At 57.4% G+C, this 25,040-nt stretch carries 21 protein-coding genes and 1 tRNA gene; 12 read left to right on the top strand and 10 right to left on the bottom strand.

Features of this window, described 5'->3' with window-relative positions:
- Nucleotides 1–2: 2 nt before the first annotated feature.
- Nucleotides 3–566 carry a c-type cytochrome gene (locus ACIX8_RS07270; protein WP_014264689.1) on the top strand — a complete coding sequence of 188 codons (564 nt, stop codon included), beginning with the start codon at nt 3–5 and terminating at the stop codon, nt 564–566.
- Between the two features lie 39 nt (nt 567–605).
- On the opposite strand, the gene ACIX8_RS07265 is transcribed toward ACIX8_RS07270, so the two are convergent.
- A complete protein-coding gene (locus tag ACIX8_RS07265) occupies nt 606–1,055 on the bottom strand; it encodes a winged helix-turn-helix transcriptional regulator (RefSeq protein WP_014264688.1) in 450 nt (149 codons plus the stop codon).
- 78 nt (nt 1,056–1,133) lie between these two features.
- On the opposite strand from ACIX8_RS07265, the gene ACIX8_RS07260 reads away from it, so the two are divergent.
- The 3 genes from ACIX8_RS07260 to ACIX8_RS07250 all read left to right on the top strand — a co-directional run bounded on the left by ACIX8_RS07260 (nt 1,134) and on the right by ACIX8_RS07250 (nt 6,024).
- Nucleotides 1,134–1,754 carry an NAD(P)-dependent oxidoreductase gene (locus ACIX8_RS07260; RefSeq protein ID WP_014264687.1) on the top strand — a complete coding sequence of 207 codons (621 nt, stop codon included), beginning with the start codon at nt 1,134–1,136 and terminating at the stop codon, nt 1,752–1,754.
- 189 nt (nt 1,755–1,943) lie between these two features.
- Nucleotides 1,944–3,356 carry a glucose-6-phosphate dehydrogenase gene (gene zwf, locus ACIX8_RS07255; RefSeq protein ID WP_014264686.1) on the top strand — a complete coding sequence of 471 codons (1,413 nt, stop codon included), beginning with the start codon at nt 1,944–1,946 and terminating at the stop codon, nt 3,354–3,356.
- 136 nt (nt 3,357–3,492) lie between these two features.
- Nucleotides 3,493–6,024, top strand: coding sequence for a glycoside hydrolase family 31 protein (locus tag ACIX8_RS07250; RefSeq protein ID WP_014264685.1), 2,532 nt, complete (start codon nt 3,493–3,495; stop codon nt 6,022–6,024).
- A 183-nt stretch (nt 6,025–6,207) separates the two neighbouring features.
- Here ACIX8_RS07250 and ACIX8_RS07245 read toward each other — a convergent pair whose 3' ends face one another.
- Genes ACIX8_RS07245 through ACIX8_RS07235 form a run of 3 tightly spaced genes read right to left on the bottom strand, consistent with a single transcriptional unit; the run spans nt 6,208 to nt 9,505 of the window.
- Nucleotides 6,208–7,437: a Gfo/Idh/MocA family protein gene (locus tag ACIX8_RS07245; RefSeq protein ID WP_014264684.1), complete on the bottom strand. Its 1,230-nt coding sequence runs from the start codon at nt 7,435–7,437 to the stop codon at nt 6,208–6,210.
- A gap of 27 nt (nt 7,438–7,464) precedes the next feature.
- Nucleotides 7,465–8,511 carry an FAD:protein FMN transferase gene (locus ACIX8_RS07240; RefSeq protein ID WP_014264683.1) on the bottom strand — a complete coding sequence of 349 codons (1,047 nt, stop codon included), beginning with the start codon at nt 8,509–8,511 and terminating at the stop codon, nt 7,465–7,467.
- A gap of 10 nt (nt 8,512–8,521) precedes the next feature.
- Entirely contained in the window at nt 8,522–9,505 is a 984-nt protein-coding gene (locus tag ACIX8_RS07235; protein WP_014264682.1) for a sugar phosphate isomerase/epimerase family protein, read from the bottom strand.
- Between the two features lie 266 nt (nt 9,506–9,771).
- Here ACIX8_RS07235 and ACIX8_RS07230 point away from each other — a divergent pair, with 266 nt between their 5' ends.
- The 7 genes from ACIX8_RS07230 (at nt 9,772) to ACIX8_RS26325 (ending at nt 15,379) form a co-directional block, all read left to right on the top strand.
- Nucleotides 9,772–11,094: a Gfo/Idh/MocA family protein gene (locus tag ACIX8_RS07230; protein WP_014264681.1), complete on the top strand. Its 1,323-nt coding sequence runs from the start codon at nt 9,772–9,774 to the stop codon at nt 11,092–11,094.
- Between the two features lie 51 nt (nt 11,095–11,145).
- Nucleotides 11,146–11,222 (top strand) — tRNA-Val (locus ACIX8_RS07225).
- 262 nt (nt 11,223–11,484) lie between these two features.
- Nucleotides 11,485–11,901, top strand: coding sequence for a hypothetical protein (locus tag ACIX8_RS07220; protein ID WP_014264680.1), 417 nt, complete (start codon nt 11,485–11,487; stop codon nt 11,899–11,901).
- 172 nt (nt 11,902–12,073) lie between these two features.
- Nucleotides 12,074–12,820, top strand: coding sequence for an SOS response-associated peptidase (locus ACIX8_RS07215; RefSeq protein WP_014264679.1), 747 nt, complete (start codon nt 12,074–12,076; stop codon nt 12,818–12,820).
- A gap of 90 nt (nt 12,821–12,910) precedes the next feature.
- Nucleotides 12,911–14,119 (top strand): acetate/propionate family kinase, encoded by a 1,209-nt coding sequence (locus ACIX8_RS07210; RefSeq protein WP_014264678.1) that lies wholly within the window; start codon nt 12,911–12,913, stop codon nt 14,117–14,119.
- A 109-nt stretch (nt 14,120–14,228) separates the two neighbouring features.
- On the top strand, nt 14,229–14,708 hold the full coding sequence (locus tag ACIX8_RS07205; protein WP_014264677.1) for a hypothetical protein: 480 nt from the start codon (nt 14,229–14,231) through the stop codon (nt 14,706–14,708).
- 143 nt (nt 14,709–14,851) lie between these two features.
- Nucleotides 14,852–15,379 carry a hypothetical protein gene (locus ACIX8_RS26325; protein WP_190273752.1) on the top strand — a complete coding sequence of 176 codons (528 nt, stop codon included), beginning with the start codon at nt 14,852–14,854 and terminating at the stop codon, nt 15,377–15,379.
- A 115-nt stretch (nt 15,380–15,494) separates the two neighbouring features.
- Here ACIX8_RS26325 and ACIX8_RS25130 read toward each other — a convergent pair whose 3' ends face one another.
- From ACIX8_RS25130 to ACIX8_RS07180, 5 genes are all read right to left on the bottom strand, one after another.
- Entirely contained in the window at nt 15,495–16,025 is a 531-nt protein-coding gene (locus tag ACIX8_RS25130) for a phage tail protein (RefSeq protein ID WP_014264675.1), read from the bottom strand.
- 105 nt (nt 16,026–16,130) lie between these two features.
- Complete coding sequence (locus ACIX8_RS25125; protein WP_014264674.1) at nt 16,131–16,649, bottom strand: phage tail protein; 519 nt, start codon at nt 16,647–16,649, stop codon at nt 16,131–16,133.
- Between the two features lie 8 nt (nt 16,650–16,657).
- On the bottom strand, nt 16,658–17,158 hold the full coding sequence (locus ACIX8_RS07190; RefSeq protein ID WP_014264673.1) for a phage tail protein: 501 nt from the start codon (nt 17,156–17,158) through the stop codon (nt 16,658–16,660).
- A gap of 102 nt (nt 17,159–17,260) precedes the next feature.
- Entirely contained in the window at nt 17,261–18,604 is a 1,344-nt protein-coding gene (locus ACIX8_RS07185) for an NHL repeat-containing protein (RefSeq protein ID WP_014264672.1), read from the bottom strand.
- A 22-nt stretch (nt 18,605–18,626) separates the two neighbouring features.
- A complete protein-coding gene (locus ACIX8_RS07180) occupies nt 18,627–23,120 on the bottom strand; it encodes a DUF7933 domain-containing protein (RefSeq protein ID WP_014264671.1) in 4,494 nt (1,497 codons plus the stop codon).
- A 291-nt stretch (nt 23,121–23,411) separates the two neighbouring features.
- Between ACIX8_RS07180 and ACIX8_RS07175 the strand changes: the two genes are divergently transcribed.
- Entirely contained in the window at nt 23,412–23,996 is a 585-nt protein-coding gene (locus tag ACIX8_RS07175; RefSeq protein ID WP_014264670.1) for a DUF6916 family protein, read from the top strand.
- Between the two features lie 61 nt (nt 23,997–24,057).
- Here the strand turns inward: ACIX8_RS07175 and ACIX8_RS24420 are convergent, their stop codons facing one another.
- Complete coding sequence (locus ACIX8_RS24420; RefSeq protein ID WP_014264669.1) at nt 24,058–24,906, bottom strand: GNAT family N-acetyltransferase; 849 nt, start codon at nt 24,904–24,906, stop codon at nt 24,058–24,060.
- Nucleotides 24,907–25,040: the final 134 nt, after the last annotated feature.

Here is a 25,040-nt window from a genome sequence, read left to right as displayed (position 1 = left end):
AAATGGCTAAAGCTCGAAGCAATAAAGGTATTGGCAAGTTTTTTCTGGGAGTCGCCGTCACAATCGTTCTTTTCACCATTGGTTTTTTCCTGTACCTCAAATTCGGTCCGCATCCAGTCGCTGTCGCCGATGCCCCCTTCCCCTTCGAACGGCAGGTGGTCAAGACGCCTCTGAAGGCGCGCATCAAACGCCAGATGCAACATGCTCCCTTCGGTATCAGTGAGGATGTCTTCGAAGAGGGAGCACATATCTATCAAGCTCAATGCGCGATGTGCCACGGCACCCCCGGCCATGACTCCCTGCTTGCAAAACACATGTATCCCGCTGCGCCCCAACTCTGGAAGAAACATGGTCCACATGGAGTAGTTGGAGTCAGTGATGATGAGGCTGGTTCCACCTACTGGATCGTGGCCAACGGCATCCGTCTCACGGGTATGCCATCTTTCACGCACGTCCTCTCCGACAGGGAGATGTGGGAGGTAAGCCTTCTGCTGAAGAATGCCGATCAGGAACTGCCCGATCCCGTCAACCAGATCCTCAACGGACCAGCAGCCAGGAAGCCCTAGAGTTTCGAACTTCACCCCACAAAAGCAACGGATGTCCCTCTACTTCCGATCGAAGATCTCACGTGAGCTTAGGATCTTCGCCTGGTTGCGCTCTGCCCACTCCACGAGCACCCCCATCTGATCGAACAGAGAACAGCCAAGCTTTGTGAGCTTGTACTCGACACTGGGCGGCGTTGTAGGAAAGACCGTTCGCTCAATCAAGCCATCCCGCTGCAAGCTGCGCAGCGTCTCCGTCAGCATTCGCTGCGAGATATCCGAGATGTCGCGGCGAAGCGCGCCGAAGCGTTGCGGCTTCTGCAGCTTCATCACGATCAGATAACTCCACTTGTCCCCGATGCGATCCAATACATTGCGGATGGCACAGTCCTGATGCTCCCGTTTGGCTTCGGGCTTGGGCTTCTTTGCAGCACGCTTGACCGCTGCTGGTTCCTTTGAGGTAACCAGGTGACTTAAATCTGCCTTCTTTACGGGCAATCTTGGGGATGACATAGTGAGTTCAACTCTCTTTTTGAGAGTAGCACTAGGCATTGAGACATGCCAGAAACTGGACCACGGAGATCTTTCACCATGAAGCTAGCAATCATTGGCGTTACCGGCAATGTCGGAAAGCACATCCTCGATGAATCGCTCCGCCGCGGCCACACGGTCACCGGCATCGCCCGCGATACGTCCAAACTGTCGCCGCGGGATGGGCTCACACTCGTATCCGGCGATGCGGATCAGCCCGAAGCTCTCGCCTCTTTGCTCAAAGGGCATGACGTCGTCATCAGCAGCGTCCCCTTTCGCAGCAGCGTCCCAGCGAGACTCATCGAGGCCGTACGCCGCTCTGGAGTGAAGCGGTACCTGGTCGTCGGCGGAGCCGGCGCCCTCGAAGTCGCTCCAGGCAAATTACTGCTCGACACTCCACACTTCGCAGAGCTTCCAGAGTGGATAAGAACAGAAGCACTGGCAGGGAAGGTCTTTTTCGATACGCTTCGCGTCGTTACCGATCTGGACTGGACCATGCTCAGTCCCTCCGCACTCTTCGTCGAAGGAGACCGAACAGGCATCTTCCGTCTGGGCAAAGACACCCTTCTCACTGCTGCAGACGGCAAGAGCTGGATCAGCTTTGATGACTATTCGATTGCTCTCCTGGATGAGGTTGAGAATCCCAGGAACGTGAAGGCTCGCTTTACCGTCGGATATTGATAAACAAGTTCAGATTCTAAAAAGCCAGAGGCAGCCGGCGAACCCGGCGGCCTTTGTTGATTGAACGTTACAAATTTATTGATTACAAGGCCACAAACTGAACACAAATCACGTAATCGTCCATAATCTCAGAGGGCCTTTCGGGATTTCAGCATTCCCAAGTAGCATTAAGACCCAAAGGAGAAATACGTGAGCCAAACTCATTCCGATGCGCTAGTCTTCTTCGGTGCCACCGGCGACCTTGCCTACAAAAAGATCTTTCCGGCCCTGCAATCCATGGTCAAGCACGGCAGTCTCACCATTCCTGTTATCGGAGTGGCCAAGGCCGGATGGAACCTGGATCAGTTCAAGGCACGCGCCAAGGACAGCCTCGAGAAACACGGAGGCCTCGACCAGGCTGCCTGGGAGAAGCTCAGTTCCCTGTTGCGCTACGTCGATGGCGACTATGCGGACCCCGCCACGTTCTGTGCCGTCAGGAAAGAGCTTGGGACGTCCGAAAGACCGGCTCACTATCTGGCGATTCCACCGGTGCTCTTTGAGAAGGTCGTGGAGCAGCTGGTGAAATCGGACTGCGCCAAGGGTGCCCGCATGATCGTGGAGAAACCCTTTGGACACGATCTGGCTTCGGCGCAGGAACTCGATCGCATCCTGCTGGCCGCCTTTCCGGAGCCTTCCATCTTCCGCATCGATCATTACCTGGCCAAAGGCCCCGTTCACAACATGGTGTCGTTCCGCTTTTCGAACTCGTTCCTCGAGCCGCTCTGGAACCGTAACTACGTCGAAAGCGTGCAGATCACCATGGCGGAGGACTTCGGCATCCAGGGCCGGGGAGCCTTCTACGACCAGACAGGCGCCATTCGCGATGTGATCCAGAACCATATCTTCCAGGTCCTCTGCAATCTCGCCATGGAAGCTCCAGCGCGAAACGACAGCGAGGCCATGCGCGATGAGAAGGTCAAGGTGTTGAACGCCATTCCTCCCCTGGAGCCCCAGAATCTGGTTCGCGGACAATTCCACGGCTATCTCGACGAACCGGGCGTAGCGCCGAACTCGCAGGTCGAAACCTTCGCGGCTCTTCGCCTGGAGGTAAAGTCGTGGCGATGGGATGGGGTTCCGTTCTACATTCGTGCCGGAAAGAATCTGCCGCTGACCTGTATGGAAGTCATCGCCCGGCTCCGCAAACCGCCCACCACGAACTACACCGAACCCGACGTGCCGCAGAACTACATCCGTTTCCGTATCAGCCCCGAGATGACAGTGGCCATGGCCGTCTCTGTCACGTCCCCAAACGGAGAAGGCAAACGAGAAGAGGTAGAGCTCGTAGCCACTCGTCATCCTCGCTCCAACGAGATGGAAGCCTACGAACGAGTGCTGACCGACGCCATCGCCGGGGATGCAACGCTCTTCGCTCGACAGGACTATGTCGAAGAGGCGTGGCGTATCGTCGATCCGGTTTTGAAGGCAGCAACGCCCGTCTATCAATATGAACCCCACACCTGGGGGCCGCAGGAGGCACAACAAAACGTTGTTCCTCCTGGAGGGTGGGATATCCCCTGCGCGGAAGAGCAGGAAGACTTCCGCGTCGTAGGCCGGCGAAGCTAAGCGAACCTGCTTTATGTTTTGAAGAACAGGACACGCATCCCAAATCACCTCTACAATTGCAGCGATACATCAACCGAAGGCCGTGATCTCACCACGGCCTTCGGTCTTTTCAATAAGCCACTTTCCGGAGATATCCATGCGCGCACAAAGTGTGTCCAGGTTTGTTGTCCTTTGTGTAGGCCTGGGAATCGCCTGCCTCGCTGCGAACGCACAGTCTCCTTCCAGCTTGCTTTCGTTCTCGCAAGTCACCGCAGCCACGCCACTGCCCAACGGCATCGAGCTTCACGATGGCGCACTCGTCATGCGCATCACCGCTCTGCGTGACGACGTGCTGCGCATCCGCGCCGGACGTAACAATGCCCTCCCCGAAGACGCATCATGGGCTGTGCTGCCCGAAGCGCGCACGGCCTCCGTCGCGGTCACGCAAGACACCGGCGCAGCGACCGTCGGTTTTCATACCGGCAGCCTTCGCATTGCAATGGATCGAGCTACGGGTCTGCTTACCCTGAGTGACCTCTCCGGCAAAGTGCTCCAGCAGGACGCCGAACCGCTGCAGTTTGAAGGCGACCGTCTGCACCTCGCCAAGACCATGCCAACCGACGAGCACTACTTCGGACTCGGCGACAAGACCGGCGCCTTCGACAGGCGCGGACAGGCCTTCCGTCTCTGGAACACCGACGCCTATGCCTGGCAGGAGTCCACCGATCCGCTCTACAAGAGCATTCCGTTCTACCTGAGCTATCGTGCGGGAACCGTGCTCGGAGTACTGATCGACAACACCTGGCCCTCATCCTTCGACTTCGGCAAGACAGTCACCGACACCGTTCAGTACCGCGCCGAGAACGGGCCTGCGGACATCTACCTGCTCTACGGCCCCTCCACCAAAAAGGTGCTTGCAAGCTATGCGTGGCTGACCGGGCCGACCCCACTGCCACCGCTCTGGGCTCTTGGATTTCAGCAGTCGCGTTTTAGCTACATGAGCCAGGCACGTGTCCTCGAAGTAGCCGGGCGTCTGCGCAACGACAAAATTCCTGCGGACGCGATCTATACCGACATCGACTACCAGGACAGGAATCGGCCCTTCACGATTAACACCACCACCTTTCCCGACATGTCCGGCATGGTTGCCGCGCTGCATGCTGAACACTTCCATGTCATCGCAATCACCGACCTGCATATCGCGGACCAGCCAGGACAAGGCTATGCTCCATTCGACAGCGGCAGCGCGGGCGACCACTTCGTCAAGAATCCCGATGGCTCGCTCTACACCGGCCCTGTCTGGCCCGGTCCCAGCGCCTTTCCTGACTTCACGCGGCAGCAGACGCGCCTCTGGTGGGGCACTCTCTACAAAGACTTTGACCACATGGGCATCGACGGCTTCTGGAACGACATGAATGAGCCTTCGGTCTTCACTGCCCATCTCACGATCCCGGACGACGTCGTGCACCGCATCGACGAACCCGGCTTTGCTACTCGCACAGCGACGCATCGCGAACTCCACAACGTCTACGGCATGGAGAACTCCCGCGCCACCTTCGACGGCCAGCTTGCCCTGCGGCCCGATGTGCGACCGTTTGTACTCACGCGAGCCTCCTATGCCGGCGGCCAGCGCTATGCCGCTACGTGGACAGGCGATAACTCCGCCACCTGGAACCATCTGCGGCTTACCACTTCGATGCTGAAGAACCTCGGCCTCAGCGGCTTCTCGATGGCCGGCGCGGATGTTGGCGGTTATGCCGGCACTCCCACCCCGGAGCTGCTCACCAAGTGGATTGAGATTGGAGCTTTTCAGCCGATCGATCGCGATCACGCGGAGAAAGGCACCGGCGACCATGAGCCCTGGGTTGGCGGATCGGAACAGGAAGACATTCGCCGTCGCTTCATCGAGCAGCGCTACAAGCTGCTGCCCTATCTCTACACGGTGATGGAGGAGAACACCCGCACGGGCCTTCCGCTGCTGCGGCCGCTGTTCCTGGAGTTCCCCGACGCCGCGCCGGACCATCATCCTCTCGATGTCGATCTTGATGCCTCGGGTGAATTCATGGTCGGGCCAGATCTTCTCGTCGCCGCACCACCGTTCTTCGACAAGACAGACGACTACGACGCCAAGCTTCCCTCTTCCGGCTGGTATGACTTCTGGACCGGCGCGCACGTCGACAAAGCCGAAACGAAAGCGAGCACAGGCGGACTACAGCCTGAGGCTGCGACGGGTCCAGTATTGTCCGTCGTGCATTTGCATCCTGAACTCGCGAGTCTGCCTGTCTTCGTACGTCCGGGAGCCATCCTGCCTCTCGCACCGCTCACGCAGAACACCAGCGAGCGTCCGAACGGCCCGCTGACACTCCGCGTCTTCCCCGGCCCTGCGTGTGCAGGACAGCTCTACCAGGACGACGGCACCAGCTTCGCCTACAAGCGGGGCGAGTTCCTACGCATGAAGTTTACGTGCGACGCTTCAGCGAAGGACGGCAGCCTTGCCCTGCATATCGGAAAGCATGAGGGCAGCTACCCAGCTTGGTGGAAGGAGATCGTCGTCGACGTCGAGGGTGCGGCCAAAGCACCGGCGAGTGTAACGATCAATGGCCATGCAGGAAAGTTCACATCCAGCGACAATGCGATTGTGATCGCGACGCCGGATAAGGGCGATGGGATTGAGATTGTTCTGCACTAGTAAACACAGATCTTGTTTTTCGTCGTCATCCTGAGGCGTAGCCGAAGGATCCCCGCATTGGGTAGGGCCACGAACGTAATGGGCGACCATCGGCCTACGGGATACCGTGGTGGTGCCCAATGCGGGGGTCCTTCGCGTACCGCTCAGGATGACGACGAAAAACAAACAACAGCAAGAACCGCTCTACCCTCTCATACCGGGAATCGCCATCTTGTTCTCTTCAAACACCGCATCATGCGCGACTGCGCACGCAATGGCCGCGCGAAAGCCGCAATGAACATCGGCGAAGATCTCGTGCTCCCCACGAACAGCCCCGATAAAAGAACGCACAGCCGCGAGCGTCGGATCTTCTGACGTAGGCGTCACCACCTTCTCCCCCGGCCCACGATACGGCATCTCACCCGCCGTGGAATACGACGCCCCCGTCACAACACCGCGTTCGACGACCGTTTTGCTATCGGCCTTATCCGCCGAAGGCGCATTGGAGCGCTTCTTCTCGTAGTAGAAGGTCGCATCTTCAATCGTGATCTGCACACTACCCTCCGTGCCGTAGATCCAGAGCTCGCAGCCCTGCTTCGCGTTATCGGTGATCGACGAGAAGACAAGCCGCCGCCCCTGCGAGTAGCTGAAGACAGCCTGTACGTTATCGCCGACGGTGCGTCCATCGTGATAACGACAGATGCTGTTGGTCCCAATAACGCTCTGCGGCTGCTCGTCGAAGACCCAGTTCGCCATATCGATGTGGTGCGAACCCAGTTCCGTGCCGAGTCCGCCGGAGGTCTCGCGATACAGACGCCAGTTGATAAGGTGCTCGAGCTTCCCTTCCGGATCGGGCTGCGGCACAGCGCGGCGCCAGTCTCCGTTGCGGTGCCAGTAGGCATAGATGTGCGTCGGGGTGCCGATGTCCCCGGCATGAACGCGCCGGATCGCCTCCTGCGCCCACGCCGCATAGCGATACTCGTGGCCGATCTGGAAGAGCACCTTGTGGCGCGTGACCTCGGCAAGAATGTTGTGATTGTCCTCGACCGTGAACCCCAGCGCCTTCTCTCCATAGATCGCCCGCCCGGTCTGCGCCGTGGCGATGACATGCTCCGCATGAAGCGATACCGGCGAAGCAATCAGGATGGCATCGAGATCGGTGCGCGCCAGAAGCTCATGATGGTTCGCCGTCGCGGGCACCCGCTTGCCGGCAATGCGATTCACCTGCTCGTAGCGCGGCGGATAGATGTCGCAGATCGCTTCAACAGAGACTCCAGGCACGCGGAGAAACTGGCGAAGGTCTTCCTGCCCGCGACTCCCGGCGCCGATGACACCGAGGCGGACCGGCTTGACCGCCGGCGTTGCGGCACGGGCGATGGTCGTGGAGGCAAGAGCAGCGGCTGAGGCGGATTGCAGAAAGTCTCGACGGTTCATAGATACCCTTAGAATTCATAAATTTGTTCAGAGGGGGCAGCGCTTGGAGTCGATCGCTACGCCCCAATGAAACATCGTGCAGTGAGGATGCCCCGCATCGCCGGAGACGATGAGAGCGCGAGCTTCGGGAGCATACTTCTTCAGAGTCTCCACACTCTGCCCGGGCGTCTCCACAAAGATTACATTCGAGAGCGCATCGCTTGCCGTGGCAGACGGATCGACAATGCTGACCTGAATGCGGCCTTCGACCGGACGCATCGTGCGCGGGTCCATGATGTGGCAGTAAAGATGACCGGCTACTGTAAAGTTTTTCTCGCTGCAGTTGGCGCTGGAGAGCGAAGTATCGCGCAGCGTGATGACCGACAGGCTGTCATGCGAAGGCAGAGGCCCCGGCACTACAACGCGCCATCCGGCAAGGTGGGGTGGGGCCCCCAGGGCATACAGCGTGCTGCTACCGGCCGAGAACATCGCAGCAACAACATGCTGCGCACGCAGAATGCGCACAGCCGCATCGACCGCAAAGCCTTTGCCGATACCTCCGGGATCGAGCTCCACACCAGGCGAAGTGAAATGCACGGTACGCGCAGCCGGGTCGAGTTGCACCTTCTCCCAACCGGTTGCTGTTCGTAGCTGCCGCAGTTCTTCCTCCGGAGGAATACGTCCGCTATGGCGATAGAACCCCCACGCCTTCATTAGCCGGCCAACGGTGATGTCGAAGGCTCCATCGCTGACGCGGCTCCAGTGCTCCGACTGCGTAAGGAAGTCCAGCATCTCCGGGTCTGTGGTTACAAGCGACGCAGCCGCGTTCTGGTTGATACGCGAGAGCTCGCTGGAATCGCGATAGTTCGAAAGCAGTTGCTCGACGCGATCCACCTCATCGAACACCTCCTCTGAAGTCTCCGCAGCGACAGCCGCATCCGAGCTGTAGAGATACAGCGTGAACTCCGTGCCCATAGCCGGATGCGTCGTCGTATAGAGCGTGAGAGGCCGAGGCGCAACGGCTTTCGCCACGGGTGTCGTAGCAAAAGCCGCCATCATCAGCGCGGTCGCGAATTTGCGCTTGATCGCTTCCATCTTGCCGGTCTTAGCAGCTAATTCCAGCCTTGCCCAGACAATCCTTCAACCCCTTCATACTGATGCGGGTCGAGGATTCTGCGATGGCGTCCGGCGTATCTCCAGGCCCCCCACGCCAATGCGTCTCCAGGCTCACGGCGTAGTGGTATCCGTCGCGCTTCAGCGCCTTGAACTGGCCAACCCAATCGACCAGGCCAACGTCCACGGGCTGCCATTGGAACTCAGCCTTCCCCCCCGGAGTGCGCTTCACATTCTTGCAGTGGACATGTCCGATGCGGTGCTTCGGCAGCTTCTCGTAGTCATTCGGATACGGCACATCGCCGGGAAAGGTTCCGGAGTTGCCGAGGTCCCAGTTGAGCATGAAGTTCTTGTTCGGAATAGCGGCCAGCAAAGCGGCAGCCTCTGGGCCGGAGCCCGTGTTGCAAGCCATCTCATTCTCCAGCAGCAGGATCAGATCATGCTTCGCGCACTTCTCCGAAGCCTCGATCAACTTGCGGTTGATCTCCGCACGCCAGGGCTTCTGGTCTTGAAGACGCCAGAAATCGAAGCAGCGAATACGATCGGTGCCGAATGTCTTCGACAGATCGATCAGCTTTTCCAGCAGCTCATCCTGTTCCTTATACGGAACGTCGGAGTGGAACGTATCGTGAGGCGTGCTCGATTTCGAACTGGGAGCGCCCGGCAGATCCGTCTTGAAGAGCGGGCTGGCCAGGTCGGTGACCTTCAGGTTGTACTTCGCGAGAATCTTCTTCGCCTCCGCCACCTGATCCGCGCTCGCATCCGTAAGGCTCTTGCCCCACAGCGTGCGAATCTCAATCCAGCTCAAGCCAAAGTCATGCGCAGCGATATGACAGGAGCGCTCGAAGTCCGTGCCAATCTCATCGTTGATCACCGCAAGACGAAAGGGGCACGTCTGCGTCTTCTGCGCGATCATCTTCGTCGACACGGCCGCAGCCGCCACCCCCAGGACAAACTCTCTTCGCGAAACCGCCATACACTTCCCTCCAGATTGCTGGGATCGATACCAGTCTTCAGAATTCTGTCACAGGTGAGAATGAGTTGTCTTCCAGCACTGATTGAAGGGGTGCACAGGTGAAACAATCCAGCCTCCTACTTGAAAACCGCTTGAATATCGAACGTAATTTGAAAAGACCTTGGCGGTGATGTAACGTTATCCCGCAAGAAAGTTTGTTCTATGTCAGCGCGCCACATCGGCGTCGCCCGCAACGACAACCCCAAAGAACCCTCCGAGGAGGAGACATGATCTCTCGACGTGAATTTACCGGCACCCTGGCTGCAGGAGCAGCAACCCTCGCCGTCGCATCCTCGGCGAAAAGCTATGCCCAGATCGCAGGCGCAAACGACCGCGTAAACTTCGCCGTCATTGGGCTGAATGGCCGCGCCTATGCTCATCTCTCCGCGCTCAAGGCAAATCAGGCCACCTCTCGCATCACGCACGTGTGCGACGTCGAAAGCAACATCCTCGATAAGTTCGCCGGCGCGACCCAGAAGGAACTTGGCTATGCGCCCGCCACCGCGAAGGACTTCCGTAAAGTCCTCGCCTCCAAGGATGTGGACGCGATCACCATCGCCACCCCCGACCACTGGCACGCCCCCATGGCCATCCTCGGCCTCGAAGCCGGCAAACATGTCTACGTGGAGAAGCCCTGCAGCTACAACCCGCACGAGGGCGAACTTCTCGTCGCTGCCCAGAAGAAGTACGGCAAGCATGCCCAGATGGGCAATCAACAGCGCTCTTCGCCGCACACGATCAAGATCGTCGGCGACATCCACAACGGCCTGATCGGCAAGGCCTACATGGCCTCAGCCTGGTATGCGAACAACCGCAAGTCCATTGGCGTCGGGAAGGAAGTTCCGGTTCCCTCCACCCTGGACTGGGACCTCTGGCAGGGGCCTGCGCCACGCAAGCCGTATCACGACAACTACCAGCCCTATAACTGGCACTGGTTCAAGCACTGGGGCACCGGCGAGACCCTGAACAACGGCACCCACGAGGTCGACGTCTGCCGCTGGGCCCTCGGGGCCGAGTTCCCCAACAGCGTCGAGGCCTCAGGCGGACGCTACGCCTACTCAGACGACTGGCAGTTCTACGACACACTCGAAGTCAACTGGAAGTACGACGACAAGCTGATCACCTGGGAGGGCCGCTGCTGCAATCCCATGAAGCGTTACGACCGCGACCGCGGCTCACTCATCATGGGAACCAACGGCTCGGTCCTCGTAGACCGCGACGGCTACGAGGTCTACAACGGTAGCGGAAAAAAGACGGACGAGTTCAAGGTCAACACGCAGAAGACCTCCTCCTCCGACCTCACCGGCAAGGACTCGATGACGGACGCCCATTTCGGCAACCTGATCGCAGCCATCCAGAAGGGCGAGGCGCTGCATTCGCCGGTCTCAGCGGGCTACGTAGCGGTCACGATGCTGCAGTTGGCAAACTACGCCTGGGAGACCAACCGCGTCCTGAAGCTCGATCCGGCCAATGGACACATCGTGAACGACCCTGCGGCACTCGCTCTGACCCGGCGCGAGTACGAAAAGGGCTGGGAGCCAAAGCTCTAAATTTGGCGCACAGCCCTTCTCTGTCCTACACTAGATAAGTTCGCGCATAGCGGGCGGTTAGCTCAGCTGGTTAGAGCGCCTGCCTTACAAGCAGGATGTCGGGGGTTCGAATCCCTCACTGCCCACCATTTTCGCTATAACCACAAGTGATTGTAGAAACGCGCAGCAGCATCACTGCCCACCATTTCTTTTTCAAGCCGTTAGAAGCAAAGATAACCCCCTCCAACGTGGAGGGGGTTTCTGTTTCTCTCTCTTGCCTGCTGGATCTCACGGGTGAGCAGTTCCTCAAGCAGAAGGGGTGAGCCTGCACCAAACAAGGTTCTTGTTATTCGCAGAGCCCTGCGTAAACATGGCGTGGGCTCCCAAAAATCAATCATGGAGGTAATGCGAATGAAGAAAGATATTCATCCTAATCTTAATTTTGCAAAGAAAGCCGCCAAGAAGACCCCGGCGAAGAAAGCCGTGAAGAAGGCAGTTGCAAAGAAAGCCGTCAAGAAGTCCCCAGCAAAATCGCTCATGTACATCGGGGCCTACAACGCCCTGCCATCGAAGAAAGCACCGGCAAAGAAGGCAGTCGCGAAGAAAGCAGTGAAGAAAGCCCCAGCGAAGAAAGCCATCAAGAAAGCGACTGCGAAGAAAGCTGCCAAGAAGACAACAGCCGTTAAAGGTCGTTGGACCGACATGAGACCACTGTCCCTCGCAAAAAAGGCTCCCGCAAAGAAAGCAGTCAAAAAGAGCCTCGTAAAGAGCCGCATGGAAAGGCACGACAGCCTTTACCTCGACGGCAATCCTTACTCGGGCAAGTGACCGGACTTAGTAACTAGACCGTCCCAAATCGCAGTACAGGCAAGCAAAAACGCCCGGCAATCTCACACGAGGACCGGGCGTCTTTGTGTCTCACTCAGCTTCACTTGCCTCTTGCGCTAACGCCACTCATCCCTCTTCAGCGCAACCTGCTTAAATGTAATAAGGTCTAGCCATGTGTGGCCGGTACTACAACAAGCGCAAGAAACAGAAGATAGCCGAAAAGCTCCAGGCGTCCAAAGTCTTTGCCGACCCCTTGCCACCGAACTACAACATCGCTCCGAGCACCTTCCAGCCCATCGTTCGCCAGGAGCGAGACAGCAGCGAACGCGAGATGGTCTTAGCCAGGTGGGGCCTGGTCCCTTTCTCCGCCAGGAGCCTTGCGGACTTCAAAGGGTTCTCCACGTTCAACGCCAAGGCTGAGACGCTTTCAAATTCTCCCACTTGGAAAGCACCCCTCAAGAGCCGACGCTGCCTCGTACCTGCGGATGGATTCTATGAGTGGAAGGCGTTGGATAGCTCCAGGAAGCCCAAAAAGCAGCCCTACGCTATTAGCCTCACGGACGACGAGCCAATGGCATTTGCTGGCCTCTGGGATGCATGGAAAGAGCCCAAGAGCTCACCGCAGACCGTGGACACATGGTTGCAAAGCTTCTCCATCATTACCACCGAAGCCAACGAGCTCATGTCTCAAGTTCACACACGGATGCCTGTGATCCTAAGCCAGCGCGACTGGGCAGAATGGCTGGACCGTGATGGCCTTCGCCCTCCCCCCTTGCATTTGCTCAAACCCTACGACTCTGATGCGATGCAGTTGGGTCCTTGTAATTCAGCTGTAGGCAATGTGAAGAACAACGGTCCGGAGATGCTGGTCTGCCCGAATCCAGACGAGCCTCTGCCCTTGCTTAATAGCCGCGGATGAAGTCGTCGAGTGGTGCTTCTCTCCATCTATCTCTTCGCGAACCATCCATCTCATACCAGATTTTTATCGCGCACTCGGCATCCAATACTTATGGCTATCGCATTGGTTTTTAATCCGGGCAGCAATTCGCTGAAGTTTGAGTTACTGGAGCTTGATGAGAAGCAGCATACCGCTTCACAGGCAACGAAGCTTGCCAGTGCTGCGCTCGACGATATCGGCAAAGATACCAAACTCTCGGTCTACAGAGGTCGTGAGATTGTCTCTGAACGCGATGCTGATGTTGCAGACATGCAATCGGCCGTTCGAGCAGCCCTTGGTTGGCTACGTGAGCAAGACGAACTATCCCACAAGCTGAAACAACTGACGTTCACCGCCGTACGCGTAGTGCATGGTGGATCGAAGTATAAGAGTGCCGTGCGCGTTACGGAGAACGTCCGGAGCGACATCGCAGAGCTGGAGGAACTAGCGCCACTGCATAACAAAAGCTCGCTCGACATCCTTGATGCCTTAGCCGAAGAACTCTCCGGCATACCGGCATTTGCAACGTTTGACACGGTCTTTCATCACACGTTGCCGGAGAAAGCATGGCGCTACCCGATCGAGCGAGAAACGGCAGATCGCCATGGAATCCGCAAGTTCGGCTTTCACGGAGTTTCGCATCGCTACATGCTGGAGCATTATGCGTACACCATCGGCAAGCGTCCGGATGAGCTCTCTCTGGTAACGCTGCATCTGGAAAGTGGCTCGTCCGCCTGTGCGATCGCCTCCGGAAGATCCGTAGACACGACCATGGGATTTACGCCACTGGAAGGGTTAATGATGGGCTCCCGCTCCGGAAGTATCGATCCAGCCATCGTTCCCTACCTTATGCAGAAGGAGTCCAAAAGCGGAGAAGAGATTTTGACTCTGCTCAACAAGCGCTCCGGGCTTCGAGGGATCGCGGGTGGATCACTCGATACGCGAGAGCTCGTAAAACGTAGCGATCCTGAGGCAAAGCTTGCACTTGAGATGTTCAGCTATCGGGTTCGCCTTGCGGTAGGAGCTTATCTTGCAGCTCTTGGTAAAGCAGAAGCCATCCTCTTCGGCGGCGGCATTGGCGAAGATTCGCCCTGGCTGCGCGAAGGGGTATGCGCTGGTTTGGGAGGATGGGGTCTCGAACTCGACCATGAGGCCAATCGTTCGATTGCAGGTATGGTTCGCATTTCGACGAAAGGCTCACGGCTACAGGCCTGGGCCATTCCCGCGGAAGAAGGCCTGCAGATCGCGCATGAATGCATGCTGGCGCTGATGAAAGACTGATTCCCGCAGCCAACGCTACAACAGCACCTTCCGAAATCAATGCTGCTGTCAGAATAAAAATTGACCGCAGTGCAGCCTTGCCGAAGCCCGGCTCGATTAATCTGATCGCATGTTGGCGTTAAGAAAGCTCTTCCCTGTCCACGCAATCTTCTTCCTCCTATCCCTCTGCGTGTTGCCGGCGTATGCCCAGGCCCATCCGGACTTCTCCGGCCTATGGAAGCAGGACAATGCGCACAGCATCCCTGCACGCTCCGGCGACACCACCCTGCGCATCGAGCACCACGATCCCGAGTTGACGGTGGAGACCACGACACTTCGTACCCTTCTCCCGAAGCAGCATGCCCTCCAGCACTACACCACGGACGGCAAGGAGTCCGTCACGACCGGAGCCGACGGTGACAGCTTTCATACGCAGATCGCCTGGCGCGACCAGGCTCTCGTCTTCACCATCGTTGAGCACGAAGATGGCCGCATCATCGACACCACAGAGATCTGGAGCCTGGCCGACAACGGAAACACGCTGAAGCGTATCCGCCAAAGCTCTAAATCCAAAGGCGAACAGACGATCCTTTATACCCTCGTGCATTAGGATTCAGGGCAACCTTTCCCGATTATTTCTATTCTCATTTAGTTGCGCGCTAGTTCAGGCAAGCGCTTAAGATCTGTGAACGCGGATGCCGCCGTGTCCAATACGTCTTAAGGAACCGCACCAAAGAGAAAGAAGGTTCCAGTATGTTTGGATTGAAAGCGTTATTGGGTGGAACAGCGTTATTTGCAGCCCTGGCCTTTGCGCCAGTGAGTCATGCACAAGTGGTGATCGGCATAGGCGGCCCTCCCCCAGTCTGCCCCTACGGCTACTACGAATATCCTCCTTATTCCTGCGCTCCAGGCGGTTTTTATGGGCCAGGCTATTTCTATAACGGCATCTTCCTTGGTGTTGGCCCGTGGGCTAACTGGGGCTACGGCCATGGCTGGGGCGGTCATCGCTTCGGTGGCGGTGGTGGTGGCCGTTATGTTCCCGGACGTGGCGGGTACGGTCGCGGCAGATATGGTGGCGGGCGCGGCGGATATAGAGGCGGCTATCGTGGTGGGGCCGTACACGGTGGCGGTGGTCATGTCGGTGGTGGTGGACGTCCCGGTGGCGGCGGTCATGTCGGCGGCGGCGGACGGCCCGGTGGCGGTGGTGGACACGCTGGAGGTGGTGGCGGACATGCTGGTGGCGGTGGTGGCGGTCACGCCGGCGGTGGTGGACATCGCTAAAGCCAGGCGACTGGATCAAACAACAAGCGGCGAAGCTAATAGCTTCGCCGCTTGTTGTTTAACCGCTAGTAGTCTATTGCACAGCCCAGAGATACTCCGCTCGGCCAGCACTTATTTACTGGCGCGCCGGGAAAATTCCTCCCAGCGAGATGCAGTAATTCAAGGCAACATACGGCATCATATTGTTGTGTCCCTGTGATCCACCGACCATTCCAACACTGTTAACGGTCATCGTGGCTCCAGAAGTCGCTGCGGCTGCGTAGACGTCCATGGCTCCTCTACCTGTAGCTCCCAGCACAGTAGTAGGCGAAGGTGCAGGAGCTCTTCCATCTCCTGCATCTACAGGCAAGGTGTGGGTGTGGCTTGGTATTTCTGCCAGCGTGAGAGTCACAGTCTCAGAGCCGGCTGTTTCTCCGACATTGTATTGAGACAGCCCGGGCCCCTGGCCCTGGCCGACAGGTATCTGGCCCTGCAGGTTTGGCAGCGCAAAGGTTGATTTCCCATCACCGCCGTACTGAGTGCCAAGAAGTGAAAAGAGAGCGGCATTTTGACTGATAGGCATCAACTGCCCTTGGCACTGAGCCCAGCCCTGGGGTGCAAAATTGAAGCCGAAGATTTCGATCTCGCCGACAAAAGGTGATGACATAAAGAGACTCCTTACTGATAACTCTTAACAGCCGCTCTGGTCTCGCATAACTAGGCAACCCGGATGCAAAGATCACCTGATATCTTTATCGCGCAATAAAACAAGCTAGTTGCGCGAAGGAAAGATCCCCGACAAAGCTATGCAGAAATTGAGTACAAGATAAGGTGACTGGTTCGAATGAGGCTGACTTCCACCCGTAAGATTGGACCCCGGTCCCAGTGTCGTCGCAGCAGTGGGTGAAGGAGAGAAGTAAACACTGGTCGCCGGGGCAGCCGGAAAGCTGGCAACGGGTGTCGGCCGATTGCCGGCTGTAGTCGAGCACACCGGAAGATGTGTGTGCGCAGGCAACTCCGTGGCTAAGAGAGTATGGTTTGCTTCGCCGGATTTCTGCCCCAATTGGTAAGAAGTTCTGGATGGCGCAATCCCCATGGACAGCGCGCATGATCCCTGGAGATTGGGCAAGGCGAAGTTGGTAATTCCATCGCCTCCATAGGTCGTTCCGAGGAGGGAAAATAAAGCCGAGCTTTGTGCAATTGACAGGATCTGGCCATTGCACACAGCCCAGCCTTTAGGGGCAAAGTTGAAAGGAAACGGCTGAATCTGTCCTAGATAAACTAAGCTCATATAAATCCTTAATTCTGGCTTGGGAAGACGCCGAATAGACTGATGATGTAGTTGACGCAGAGATACGGCTGTAGATTATTGTGCGGGAGATTCGAGCCTGTCTGCGCAAGGATGGGGCCGGAAGCGGAAGTGCCATTGGCAACAGGACCATATTGGTCCGCCGTCGAAGTCGCAAAGACAGCCCCAGACGGAGAACCTGTATTGCCATCCCCATTCTGAGCTGTAATTGGATGTCGATGAGCCGCCAGAGTCGGTATCGTCAGACTCACATTTTCGGTTCCGGCAAGTTGCCCCATAACGAAACCTGCACCTTGATGGACAGGCGTCCGGCCGCGCAGATCGGGCAGACCAAAGGTCTGAACGCCATCGCCGCCGAAGGTTGTGCCGAGCAGGACGAACAAAACGTTGTACTCGCTGATCGACAGGAGCGATCCATTGCACGACGCCCATCCCACGGGCGCAAAGTTGAAACCTACAGCCCGTATCTCACCAACGTAAGGTTGTCCCACTGGTTACTCCTTGATTTAAGTGCCATAAATAAATGACGAGCCTTATTTGTAGTTTGCGTCTGCACTTCATGAGACATAGCCCGAAGATCCAACACGCCGGAACTAGCGCGGATTAACTCCAATGCCAACCGGCGTGCTAAGCCCAGTCGGAGAATGGCGCTGCACCGAACCGGCACTATTAAGTACCGACACGCTGTTATCACCGCTGTTGCTAATCCAGGCATTGCCCATAAGATCGAAAGCAATGCCGGTAGGCGCCACGAAGAATCCCGTGGTGTTGTAAGGCGAACCGGCGACAACACTGCCGGCAGAGGTAAGGCGACTCACCGAATTTCCGGTCTTGTTCGTAATCCAGGGACCGCCCGAGGCGTCGATTGCGATCGCCGAAGCTCCGGATAGGCTAGCTGCAAACGGAGAGCCGGGTACAGGTGTGCCGCTATGTGAGAGTTCGGTTACCGCGGCTCCGGTACCATTCGCAACCCACACATTGCCGGAAGCATCCGCGGCCAGGGCCGCAGGAGCGCTGATTCCACCGCTCGTAAAGTTCACGGCGATCGTGAAGTCGTTAGGTTGAAGGGTGAGTCCCGACGGAAAAGCCGCGCCATCAGGACCTGGAAGAGTATAGAGCGCACCCACGTTGAATCCGGGATGCTGTGCAATGTCCATGGCCGCAGCTATCGTGTCCGAAGGAGCTGCTCCGGTACCGGGATTGACGCTGGAAAAGAGCTTTCCGCAATTCGTAGTCGGCGTGCCGGCTGCACCACCGGCAGAGTTAACGCAGGACGCCAGAATATTGGAGAGCGTGTAAATCTCCGACGAGGGCACGAAAGTACCTGATGGCAAAGCGGCTCCTGGCGACGATCCTTTCGTAACGTCAACGAGCGTATTGACATCGGCAAAGGCGTTCGTCAGGCCGGTGACGTTGGACGCGGGTGCGCCAACATTGGCGAGGCCGGTCATGAAGGGCGACAGAGCCCATACCGAAGCGACGGTAGTAACTTCGTTGAGCCAGACAAAAGGAATAGAGGCAAGGCCGCTGCACGGCCCCAACGCAACCATCAAAGCAAGGTTTGGATTGTTGCCGGCTCCCGCATCTCCCTGCGTCGCGGTGAGATAAATCAGTTGCGATCCCGAAGTGCAGGTAAAGTCGCCGCCAATGCTGAAGTTGCCGGAAGGGTCCGTCTTGACGACGGAAGAGATGAGCGGCGTGGCTGCCGAACCATAACCGCTGGAACCAGCCGCATAGAGCTGAAGGATGGCCCCGACGATCGGCTGCTGGCCACCATGCACGTTGCCATGCACAGCGGCACCTTGAACTGGAATAGGACCAGAACCCATTCCCGCTCCCGTGCTGCAGCCGGTGAGTGCCCCGCTGGCTGCCAGGGTCAGGGCTAGAACGAAGGTGGTACGTTCCATCGTCTGTCGTGTTGTCTTCAGGATTCGCATCGTATTCTCCTGCTTCTAAGGCTTAGGGCCGTGTTCCGAGCGTGTTGTTGAGGGTGCCGGTAACCGTAGGCGTTGTAACCGGAGCGGCCCCGCCGATGATCTTGGTCACAGAACCGTTGCCGCCATTGCTGATCCAGACCGAACCGGAGTTGTCGACGATGATGCCGGTCGGCGCACTGATCAATCCGCCCTTATATCCAGTGCTCGGCGTCACCGCAGCTCCTGACGAATCAAGCACGCTGACAGTGTTGTTCCCATTCGCGACCCAGATCATGCCCAGGCCGTCGATAGCCAGCGAGGTCGGCGAGCTGACTCCGGCAGCGGCATTTCCCGATACCGTGATCGCCGTGCCGACACTTGTAAACCCGATAACGGAGCTTGTACCGTTAGCGACCGCCCAGACATTGCCTGCGTGATCGAAGGCCACAGCGCCAAGCATTCCAACCCCGCCTGCGGTGCCAATAGCCCCGGTAGAGTTACCGACACTATTGACTGGAACCAGCGTATCGTTCGCGTTGATCAGCCAGATCGATTCTGCAATGACGTTGATGTCCACCGATAAAGCTACGCCTGTCCCGCCATTCGTCGAAGTCGGTGCTCCTGAGCTGAAGGTCTTGTCGCCGCCGGAGGTTCCGAACACATCAACCGTGAAGCTGCAGTTCGTATTCGCAGCCAGCGTCGCACCACTTAGAGAGATCGTGCTACCCCCAATGGGAGCTGTAACCGTTCCCCCGCTGCAGGTAGTGGAAGCTCCATTCGGAAGATCGACAATAAGTCCCGCAGGCAGAGTGTCTGTAAGGGCAACCCCCGTCAGGCTGGTGCCTCCGTTGGGATTACTCAGAACGTAAGTGAGCGAAGTCGCGCCCCCCACGAAGATCGACGATGTGCCCGGAGTCACCGACACCAGGGTAGGAGGTTTATTCACCGTGAGCATAGCCGAACCCGATAGACCGAGTCCTCCGTTTTGCGCGCTAATGGGGCCGGAGTTGACTAGATAGACTGAAGGGGCGTTGGCGATGACATTGACCGAGACGGTGCAATTGGCGCCTGCCGCCAACGTCGCGCCACTGATGATGATTGCATTGCCGCCAGCGGCTGCAGTCGGCGCCGTACCACCACAGGTATTGGTGAGACCGTTGGGCGTGGTGATGACCATCTGCGTCGGAAGAATATCGACTAAGCTGATTCCGGTAAGGGCTGTCGTGGTGTTGGGGTTCGAGATCTGGAACGTCCAAGCCACAACCTGGTTGACCCCCGCCGTATTGGGGACAAAGGCTTGGACCATCGTTGGCGGACCGACGACCGTGGTCGAATCGGTTCCAACCCCACTGGCTGCCCCTCCCCCGCTCACCGCAACGGCATTGCTATACACCCCAATGTTCGTCCCGCTGACGCTGACCGTAAGAGTGATTGCAGGAAGAGAAGAACCGGTCGCGAGCACGGTGGTGGTAGTGCAGGTCAAGGTACCCAGAACGCAATTCCATCCTGTGCCGCTGATAGCCGTTGCCGTGAAGCCGCTGGGCAGTGTATCTATCACCGTCACCGTGCCAGAGGTCGAAGCGTTGCCGCTGTTGGCTACAGACAGGGTGTAGTTGTTCCCGCTTGAGCCCGCGATAAAGCTACCGAGGTGGGTGCTGGTGACCTTTAGGGTCGGCGAAGTTACAGAAAAGCTCGCTGAAACACTGGTGCCATCCACAGTAACCGTAGCCGTACCGGAGGCAGTCGCGGGTGTGCTCGTAGTGATCGTCGCATTGGGATCGAGTGCAGTCGCAGAGGAGTTCACCGTTGCGCCGCCCTGTGTGATCGTCAGCGTTGCAGGAACGTTTAAGTAGGCTGCGTCCTGTGCCTTCGTATAAGTGGTGCCCCCCGAATCCTGCCCCAGGCTGCCCGTCGCGATGACATTGGTGCCGGAGGCAGGCGTGGTGCTGTTGAGCGAGATCGCAAGCGTGGTGTAGGGCGTGAGTGTCAGTGTTCCCAGGCTTGCCCCGGCTGTATCGCAGCCAGTTCCAGTGGCTGGTCCATTGCAGCCCCACCAGTTATCTGTGGCATTGACTGTCGCTGCGGGGTTATCCCCGGCAGAGCCATCGCCAAGACCCGTGTGTGTTCCCGCGGTATTGCCCTGAATGCGCGAGTAATGCATGTTCAAGGTGTTGCCGGCCATACCGGACTGAACAAAGATTCCTCCACCATCGGTACTCGCATGGTTGGAGGTAAATGTGCCGGAGGTGATCGTACCGATCTGGTTGCTGGCATCAAAGAACAGGCCGCCACCGGAAGCACCGGAAGTATTGTTCCTAAGTGTCGAAGCAGTAATGGCTAGCCCGGTATTTGTATAAACACCGCCGCCGGAGTCCGTCGCCTGGTTGCCTGAAATGACGCTGCCATTGATGATCGCCGACTGGACACTCGACGTCTCCTGTTCGTAAAAGATGCCGCCGCCCTGGCCGAAGGCAGCTGAATCACCGCTATTCACAGAAACCAGGGCCTTATTATTAGCGACCGTTGTGGCATTCAGAATCAGCGGTACACCTGTAGTGATGTAAAGACCGCCACCCTCTTCAGGGGTAGAGTTCCCAAGCACAACGCAATTGTCCAGTTCTACCGTCCCCGTGCCGTCTTGGGTCGCATCAAAGGCTGCAATCGCACCGCCAGGACCCCAGGGAGCAGTGCTGTTTTGAAGAGTGGAGTTCGTAATCGTAAGGTTACCGCCACCATCCGCATCCCAATCCAGGATGCCGCCGTAAAAATCGAAGGCGCCATTGTTGAAGTTACTGTTGTTTTTCGCGTTCTGTAGTGTGACTCCGGAGATAAAGGTATCGAAGATGGTCTGGCCTACGTTGATGCCGGAGTTGATGGAAAAGATCTTGTCATTCTGCTGGCCATCGATAATGGTGCCACCTGCCCCTGCACCAACAAGGTTTACCGGACCGGTGATCTCAATGTGGTAGGAAAGATCCGCCCCTTGATCTGTATAGCTCGTGTTGTTCGTCAGCTTATAGGTCCCAGCGGGCAGGTTTACCGTGTCGATCTTGCCGCTGCTGATATTCGAAGCCGAATCCTTGTTGGCCAGATCCATGGCGTCGCGCAGCGAGCAAGTGATACTCGTTGTGCAGCGACCCGCCGTGGATAAGTTATCGAAAGAGTCGGCTGTGGTATTTACCGTATAAATCTTATTGACCGTAGGCAGCGTCGGCGCAACATTTGGGCTCGCGGTGCCGTCGGCGATGACCACGCCCTGGCGGGCATCCGGGCTCACTCGCACCGCAACGGCCGCGGTAGCACGGTTGCTCGTGGAGTCAAGAGTGACAGACGGTGTCGTCTTCACCGTTGCGCCGGACGTATCGATAGCATGGCGGACTGTGACATACTCCGAACCGGAGAGCACAAGTAAATCGTCGCCGCCACTTCCACTCAAGCGAGCACGCAGCAGGATGGGCGCCGCCCCGCCGGAGCCCACACTGTTCAGTGTCTCCACCTCCGCCCAGCCAAGCCCTGCGGGGCTAGGAGTCGCGACCACCTTGGAACGATTTTTCCGACCTGCCAGTGATTCCGCCTGAGTAACGACACTGCTGTCGACGCCGGTCCGCGCCAGCAGATGCAACGTTGCGGCGGAATCAAGCACTGCAAGCTGAACATAGCCACGGCGGTCGTACACAAACGACCCCGCACTAAGGGCAGCGGCATTCGTTACCGGCAGACTCTCAAACTTTGCAGTGCCCGCCGCGATCGCAGGACCATCAGCCAGCAACAACTTGCCACCGGCAATTACAGCGATATCCGGAGTTTGATGGCCGTTGGCGGAGATCGCTTCAAGAACACGGGCAGCCTCAGGAAGCACCAACGAGGCGCGCGCAGAACCGTCTGCGGTCATCACCTGTAAAACACAGCCTCCCGCTCCGCCGCATACGCTGGCAACCAGAAAGCTGGGCCCGTCAGAGGTACGCAAGGTACTAAGAGCCGTAATCGTTCCCTGCACAGGCAGGGCCTGGGGTTTGGAGAATCCACCATGGCCATCTCCCAGAAGAACGTAAATGGAACTGCCGCCGCGCGCCGCAACCACGATATCGATCGTTCCATTGCCATTGATGTCGGCAGCCTTCAGGAAGTCGGGCTGCACAGGCAGCTCAGTCACCACTGAGCTCTGTGCAAAAGGACTTACGAACTCACCACGCTGCATGGCCGCCCAGTCAGAGGCTGACGGTGCCGTTGCCGATGACGAGCCAAGCTGGAGCGTGAGCGCACCACCACTTGAGGTGCTGTACCCCGTAACCAGATCCTGAGTTCCATCGCCATCGAAGTCCGCCAGCGCAAGCGAGATACCGCTGCGGCCCGCCGCTAGCTTCGCCCGCAGCGCCTTGGTCCCGCCACTCAGGGTCTGCGGCAGCGTGCGCTCGGCACTGCGATGCACCGAACTGTACTGCGTCTGCTGCGCATTGGCAGTGCTGCCGGAGAAAGCTAGAACCCCTGAAACGACGAGACCTATAGACGCAAGACGAGGCATTGCAACGGAGAACATAACGCACTCCAAACGTAACGGAAAATCGGGTCAGTTACGACCACGGGCCCATGGAGCAAAGGAAAATTCGTTGAGCTTAATGAAAAGTTAATAAGAACACGGTTCCTCCGAAAGAGAAACTGCGTTCAAGCTACTTCCGAAAATTTATCAATCGAGAGTCGAGTGCAACTGTACTACCGGAATGTAAATTTCAGCAAGAAGAAAGCTGACTCAAACGAAAAAATTATTCCTCGTGCAATCAACATCATTGCGCGTAGGATTGAAAAACTTTTCAACTCTTAGAGGTGTTCCATGCCTAGCCGCCGCAATTTTCTTGCTGCTGCAGCCGCTGCTATAACCGGCACTGCCCTGCCCCACTCGCTGTTTGCTGAACGTTTGGGCGGTGATGTCTTCACTAACGCCAGCCTCGGAGCCTATACCCAAGGACTCCTGACCCAGACCACCTTTGAGAAACACCTGGGTTCCGTCTTCACCGCGTTTCTGGAGAATAACGCCGTCGGTTATCTGCTCCTGCAAAAAGTCGATGGACTTCAAGCAAGCACGACCGCCACAAACCCGTCCTTGCCAACAGCCAATTCGCTCCAGCCCGCAGCTACCCTCGCGACACAACGCACCGTAGCAGCCGCGCAGCAACAGATGACCGCCTTCCATCTCACCTTCAGCACAAGCGCCGTCTTCAATCAGGGAACCTATCTGCTCGATCACGGCATTCTCGGACGGTTCGCTGCGTTTATAGTTCCCGGAGATGCAGTCAAAGGCAGTGGAACCTGCGGCGCAACCTTCTGCTATCTCGCAAATGGCGCAATCAGACCTTTAGTCCCTTCGTCTGCACTCCTGGTTTCTCTCCCCATGCGCCCTGGCGTATTTGCCAATTAGTTCCGTTAAACCCGCCGCAGGTTCAAATGAAGCGATTGCCCTTACGTCTCAAGGCAACCGCTTAGGTACGAGGCACCATTCGATTGAATACAGCCTCATACTTCATCCCTTGGGCATCCCGCTCAATCGGAACCAGAAAGATCGTCATGGCCTCGCCATGCTCAGGAGTCAGGTTCGCACAGGCATCCGGAAAAGCGGGAGTAAGCGGTCCCCTAAAGTAGACGACGAAGCTGTCACCTGAATCCAGCTCCGGCCCGCTCTTCGGCAACGGCAAGCCTTTCACGTCTTCCACCAGCAGATCGGCTACCGCCCCGTCCAGACTCTGCCCTTTCATCCGGCGACCAATCAACGTTCGAAAATAAGCCCCGGTAAATCCCTGCTCAACCCTCTCTCCCTCTGTTGCAGCAAAAGCAAACTGAGACCTGCCTGTCTCGTCGATCGACTTCTGCGTGTGAAGCTCCATGGCGATATACATCCCGTCGCCACCGGTACGGACAAATCCCAACCGCTCATAGAGCCGCTGCGCCGGATTGTTGAATCGTACAGAGAGACGCAGCGGCAGTTGCGCAGCAGTAGCGCGGACACAAAGCTCCTGGAGAAAGTGCCCGCCCAATCCCTGTCCACGATAGGCACTCAGGATGGCTATATCCACCAGCCAGATCTCGCTCTCACTCTCATTCACCAGCATGCGCCCGATGCGCGTCGTACCGGTCCAGAGAATCTGGTCGACGGCATGCGGAAACTGTGTCGCATATCCGATCTGCTGTGCTTGAAACTGCATAGCGAGTAGCTGTGCAAGCGTCGGCTCCGGCAGCCCGAGAGAAACAAAATCTACGGAGCGAACATCGTTATACAGGTCAGCAAGAAAAACTTGATCCTCAGGCGTCGCCAGCTTCAAAACAATATTCATAGTTTTATGACTGTATCTCGACTTTCTAGTCACGGTCTTGCTCGTTGTTTCATCGATACCTTCCTGAGATTTGTTCGTAAAGTAAATGCTTGACGGTAGACATAACCTTTGATACACCCATATACAGGTCCTTT

The organism is Granulicella mallensis MP5ACTX8 (genome assembly GCF_000178955.2).
In the GTDB taxonomy this organism is placed as follows: Bacteria; Acidobacteriota; Terriglobia; order Terriglobales; family Acidobacteriaceae; genus Granulicella; species Granulicella mallensis.
Note: the sequence above shows the minus strand (reverse complement) of the source record. Positions and strands in the feature narration are given on the sequence as shown.

Coding starts and splice junctions, on each gene's coding strand:
- ACIX8_RS07270 (WP_014264689.1), top strand. CDS start 3: ATGGCTAAAGCTCGAAGCAATAAAGGTATTGGCAAGTTTTTTCTGGGA.
- ACIX8_RS07265 (WP_014264688.1), bottom strand. CDS start 1,055: ATGTCATCCCCAAGATTGCCCGTAAAGAAGGCAGATTTAAGTCACCTG.
- ACIX8_RS07260 (WP_014264687.1), top strand. CDS start 1,134: ATGAAGCTAGCAATCATTGGCGTTACCGGCAATGTCGGAAAGCACATC.
- ACIX8_RS07250 (WP_014264685.1), top strand. CDS start 3,493: ATGCGCGCACAAAGTGTGTCCAGGTTTGTTGTCCTTTGTGTAGGCCTG.
- ACIX8_RS07245 (WP_014264684.1), bottom strand. CDS start 7,437: ATGAACCGTCGAGACTTTCTGCAATCCGCCTCAGCCGCTGCTCTTGCC.
- ACIX8_RS07240 (WP_014264683.1), bottom strand. CDS start 8,511: ATGGAAGCGATCAAGCGCAAATTCGCGACCGCGCTGATGATGGCGGCT.
- ACIX8_RS07235 (WP_014264682.1), bottom strand. CDS start 9,505: ATGGCGGTTTCGCGAAGAGAGTTTGTCCTGGGGGTGGCGGCTGCGGCC.
- ACIX8_RS07230 (WP_014264681.1), top strand. CDS start 9,772: ATGATCTCTCGACGTGAATTTACCGGCACCCTGGCTGCAGGAGCAGCA.
- ACIX8_RS07220 (WP_014264680.1), top strand. CDS start 11,485: ATGAAGAAAGATATTCATCCTAATCTTAATTTTGCAAAGAAAGCCGCC.
- ACIX8_RS07215 (WP_014264679.1), top strand. CDS start 12,074: ATGTGTGGCCGGTACTACAACAAGCGCAAGAAACAGAAGATAGCCGAA.
- ACIX8_RS07210 (WP_014264678.1), top strand. CDS start 12,911: ATGGCTATCGCATTGGTTTTTAATCCGGGCAGCAATTCGCTGAAGTTT.
- ACIX8_RS07205 (WP_014264677.1), top strand. CDS start 14,229: ATGTTGGCGTTAAGAAAGCTCTTCCCTGTCCACGCAATCTTCTTCCTC.
- ACIX8_RS26325 (WP_190273752.1), top strand. CDS start 14,852: ATGTTTGGATTGAAAGCGTTATTGGGTGGAACAGCGTTATTTGCAGCC.
- ACIX8_RS25130 (WP_014264675.1), bottom strand. CDS start 16,025: ATGTCATCACCTTTTGTCGGCGAGATCGAAATCTTCGGCTTCAATTTT.
- ACIX8_RS25125 (WP_014264674.1), bottom strand. CDS start 16,649: ATGAGCTTAGTTTATCTAGGACAGATTCAGCCGTTTCCTTTCAACTTT.
- ACIX8_RS07185 (WP_014264672.1), bottom strand. CDS start 18,604: ATGCGAATCCTGAAGACAACACGACAGACGATGGAACGTACCACCTTC.
- ACIX8_RS07180 (WP_014264671.1), bottom strand. CDS start 23,120: ATGTTCTCCGTTGCAATGCCTCGTCTTGCGTCTATAGGTCTCGTCGTT.
- ACIX8_RS07175 (WP_014264670.1), top strand. CDS start 23,412: ATGCCTAGCCGCCGCAATTTTCTTGCTGCTGCAGCCGCTGCTATAACC.
- ACIX8_RS24420 (WP_014264669.1), bottom strand. CDS start 24,906: ATGAATATTGTTTTGAAGCTGGCGACGCCTGAGGATCAAGTTTTTCTT.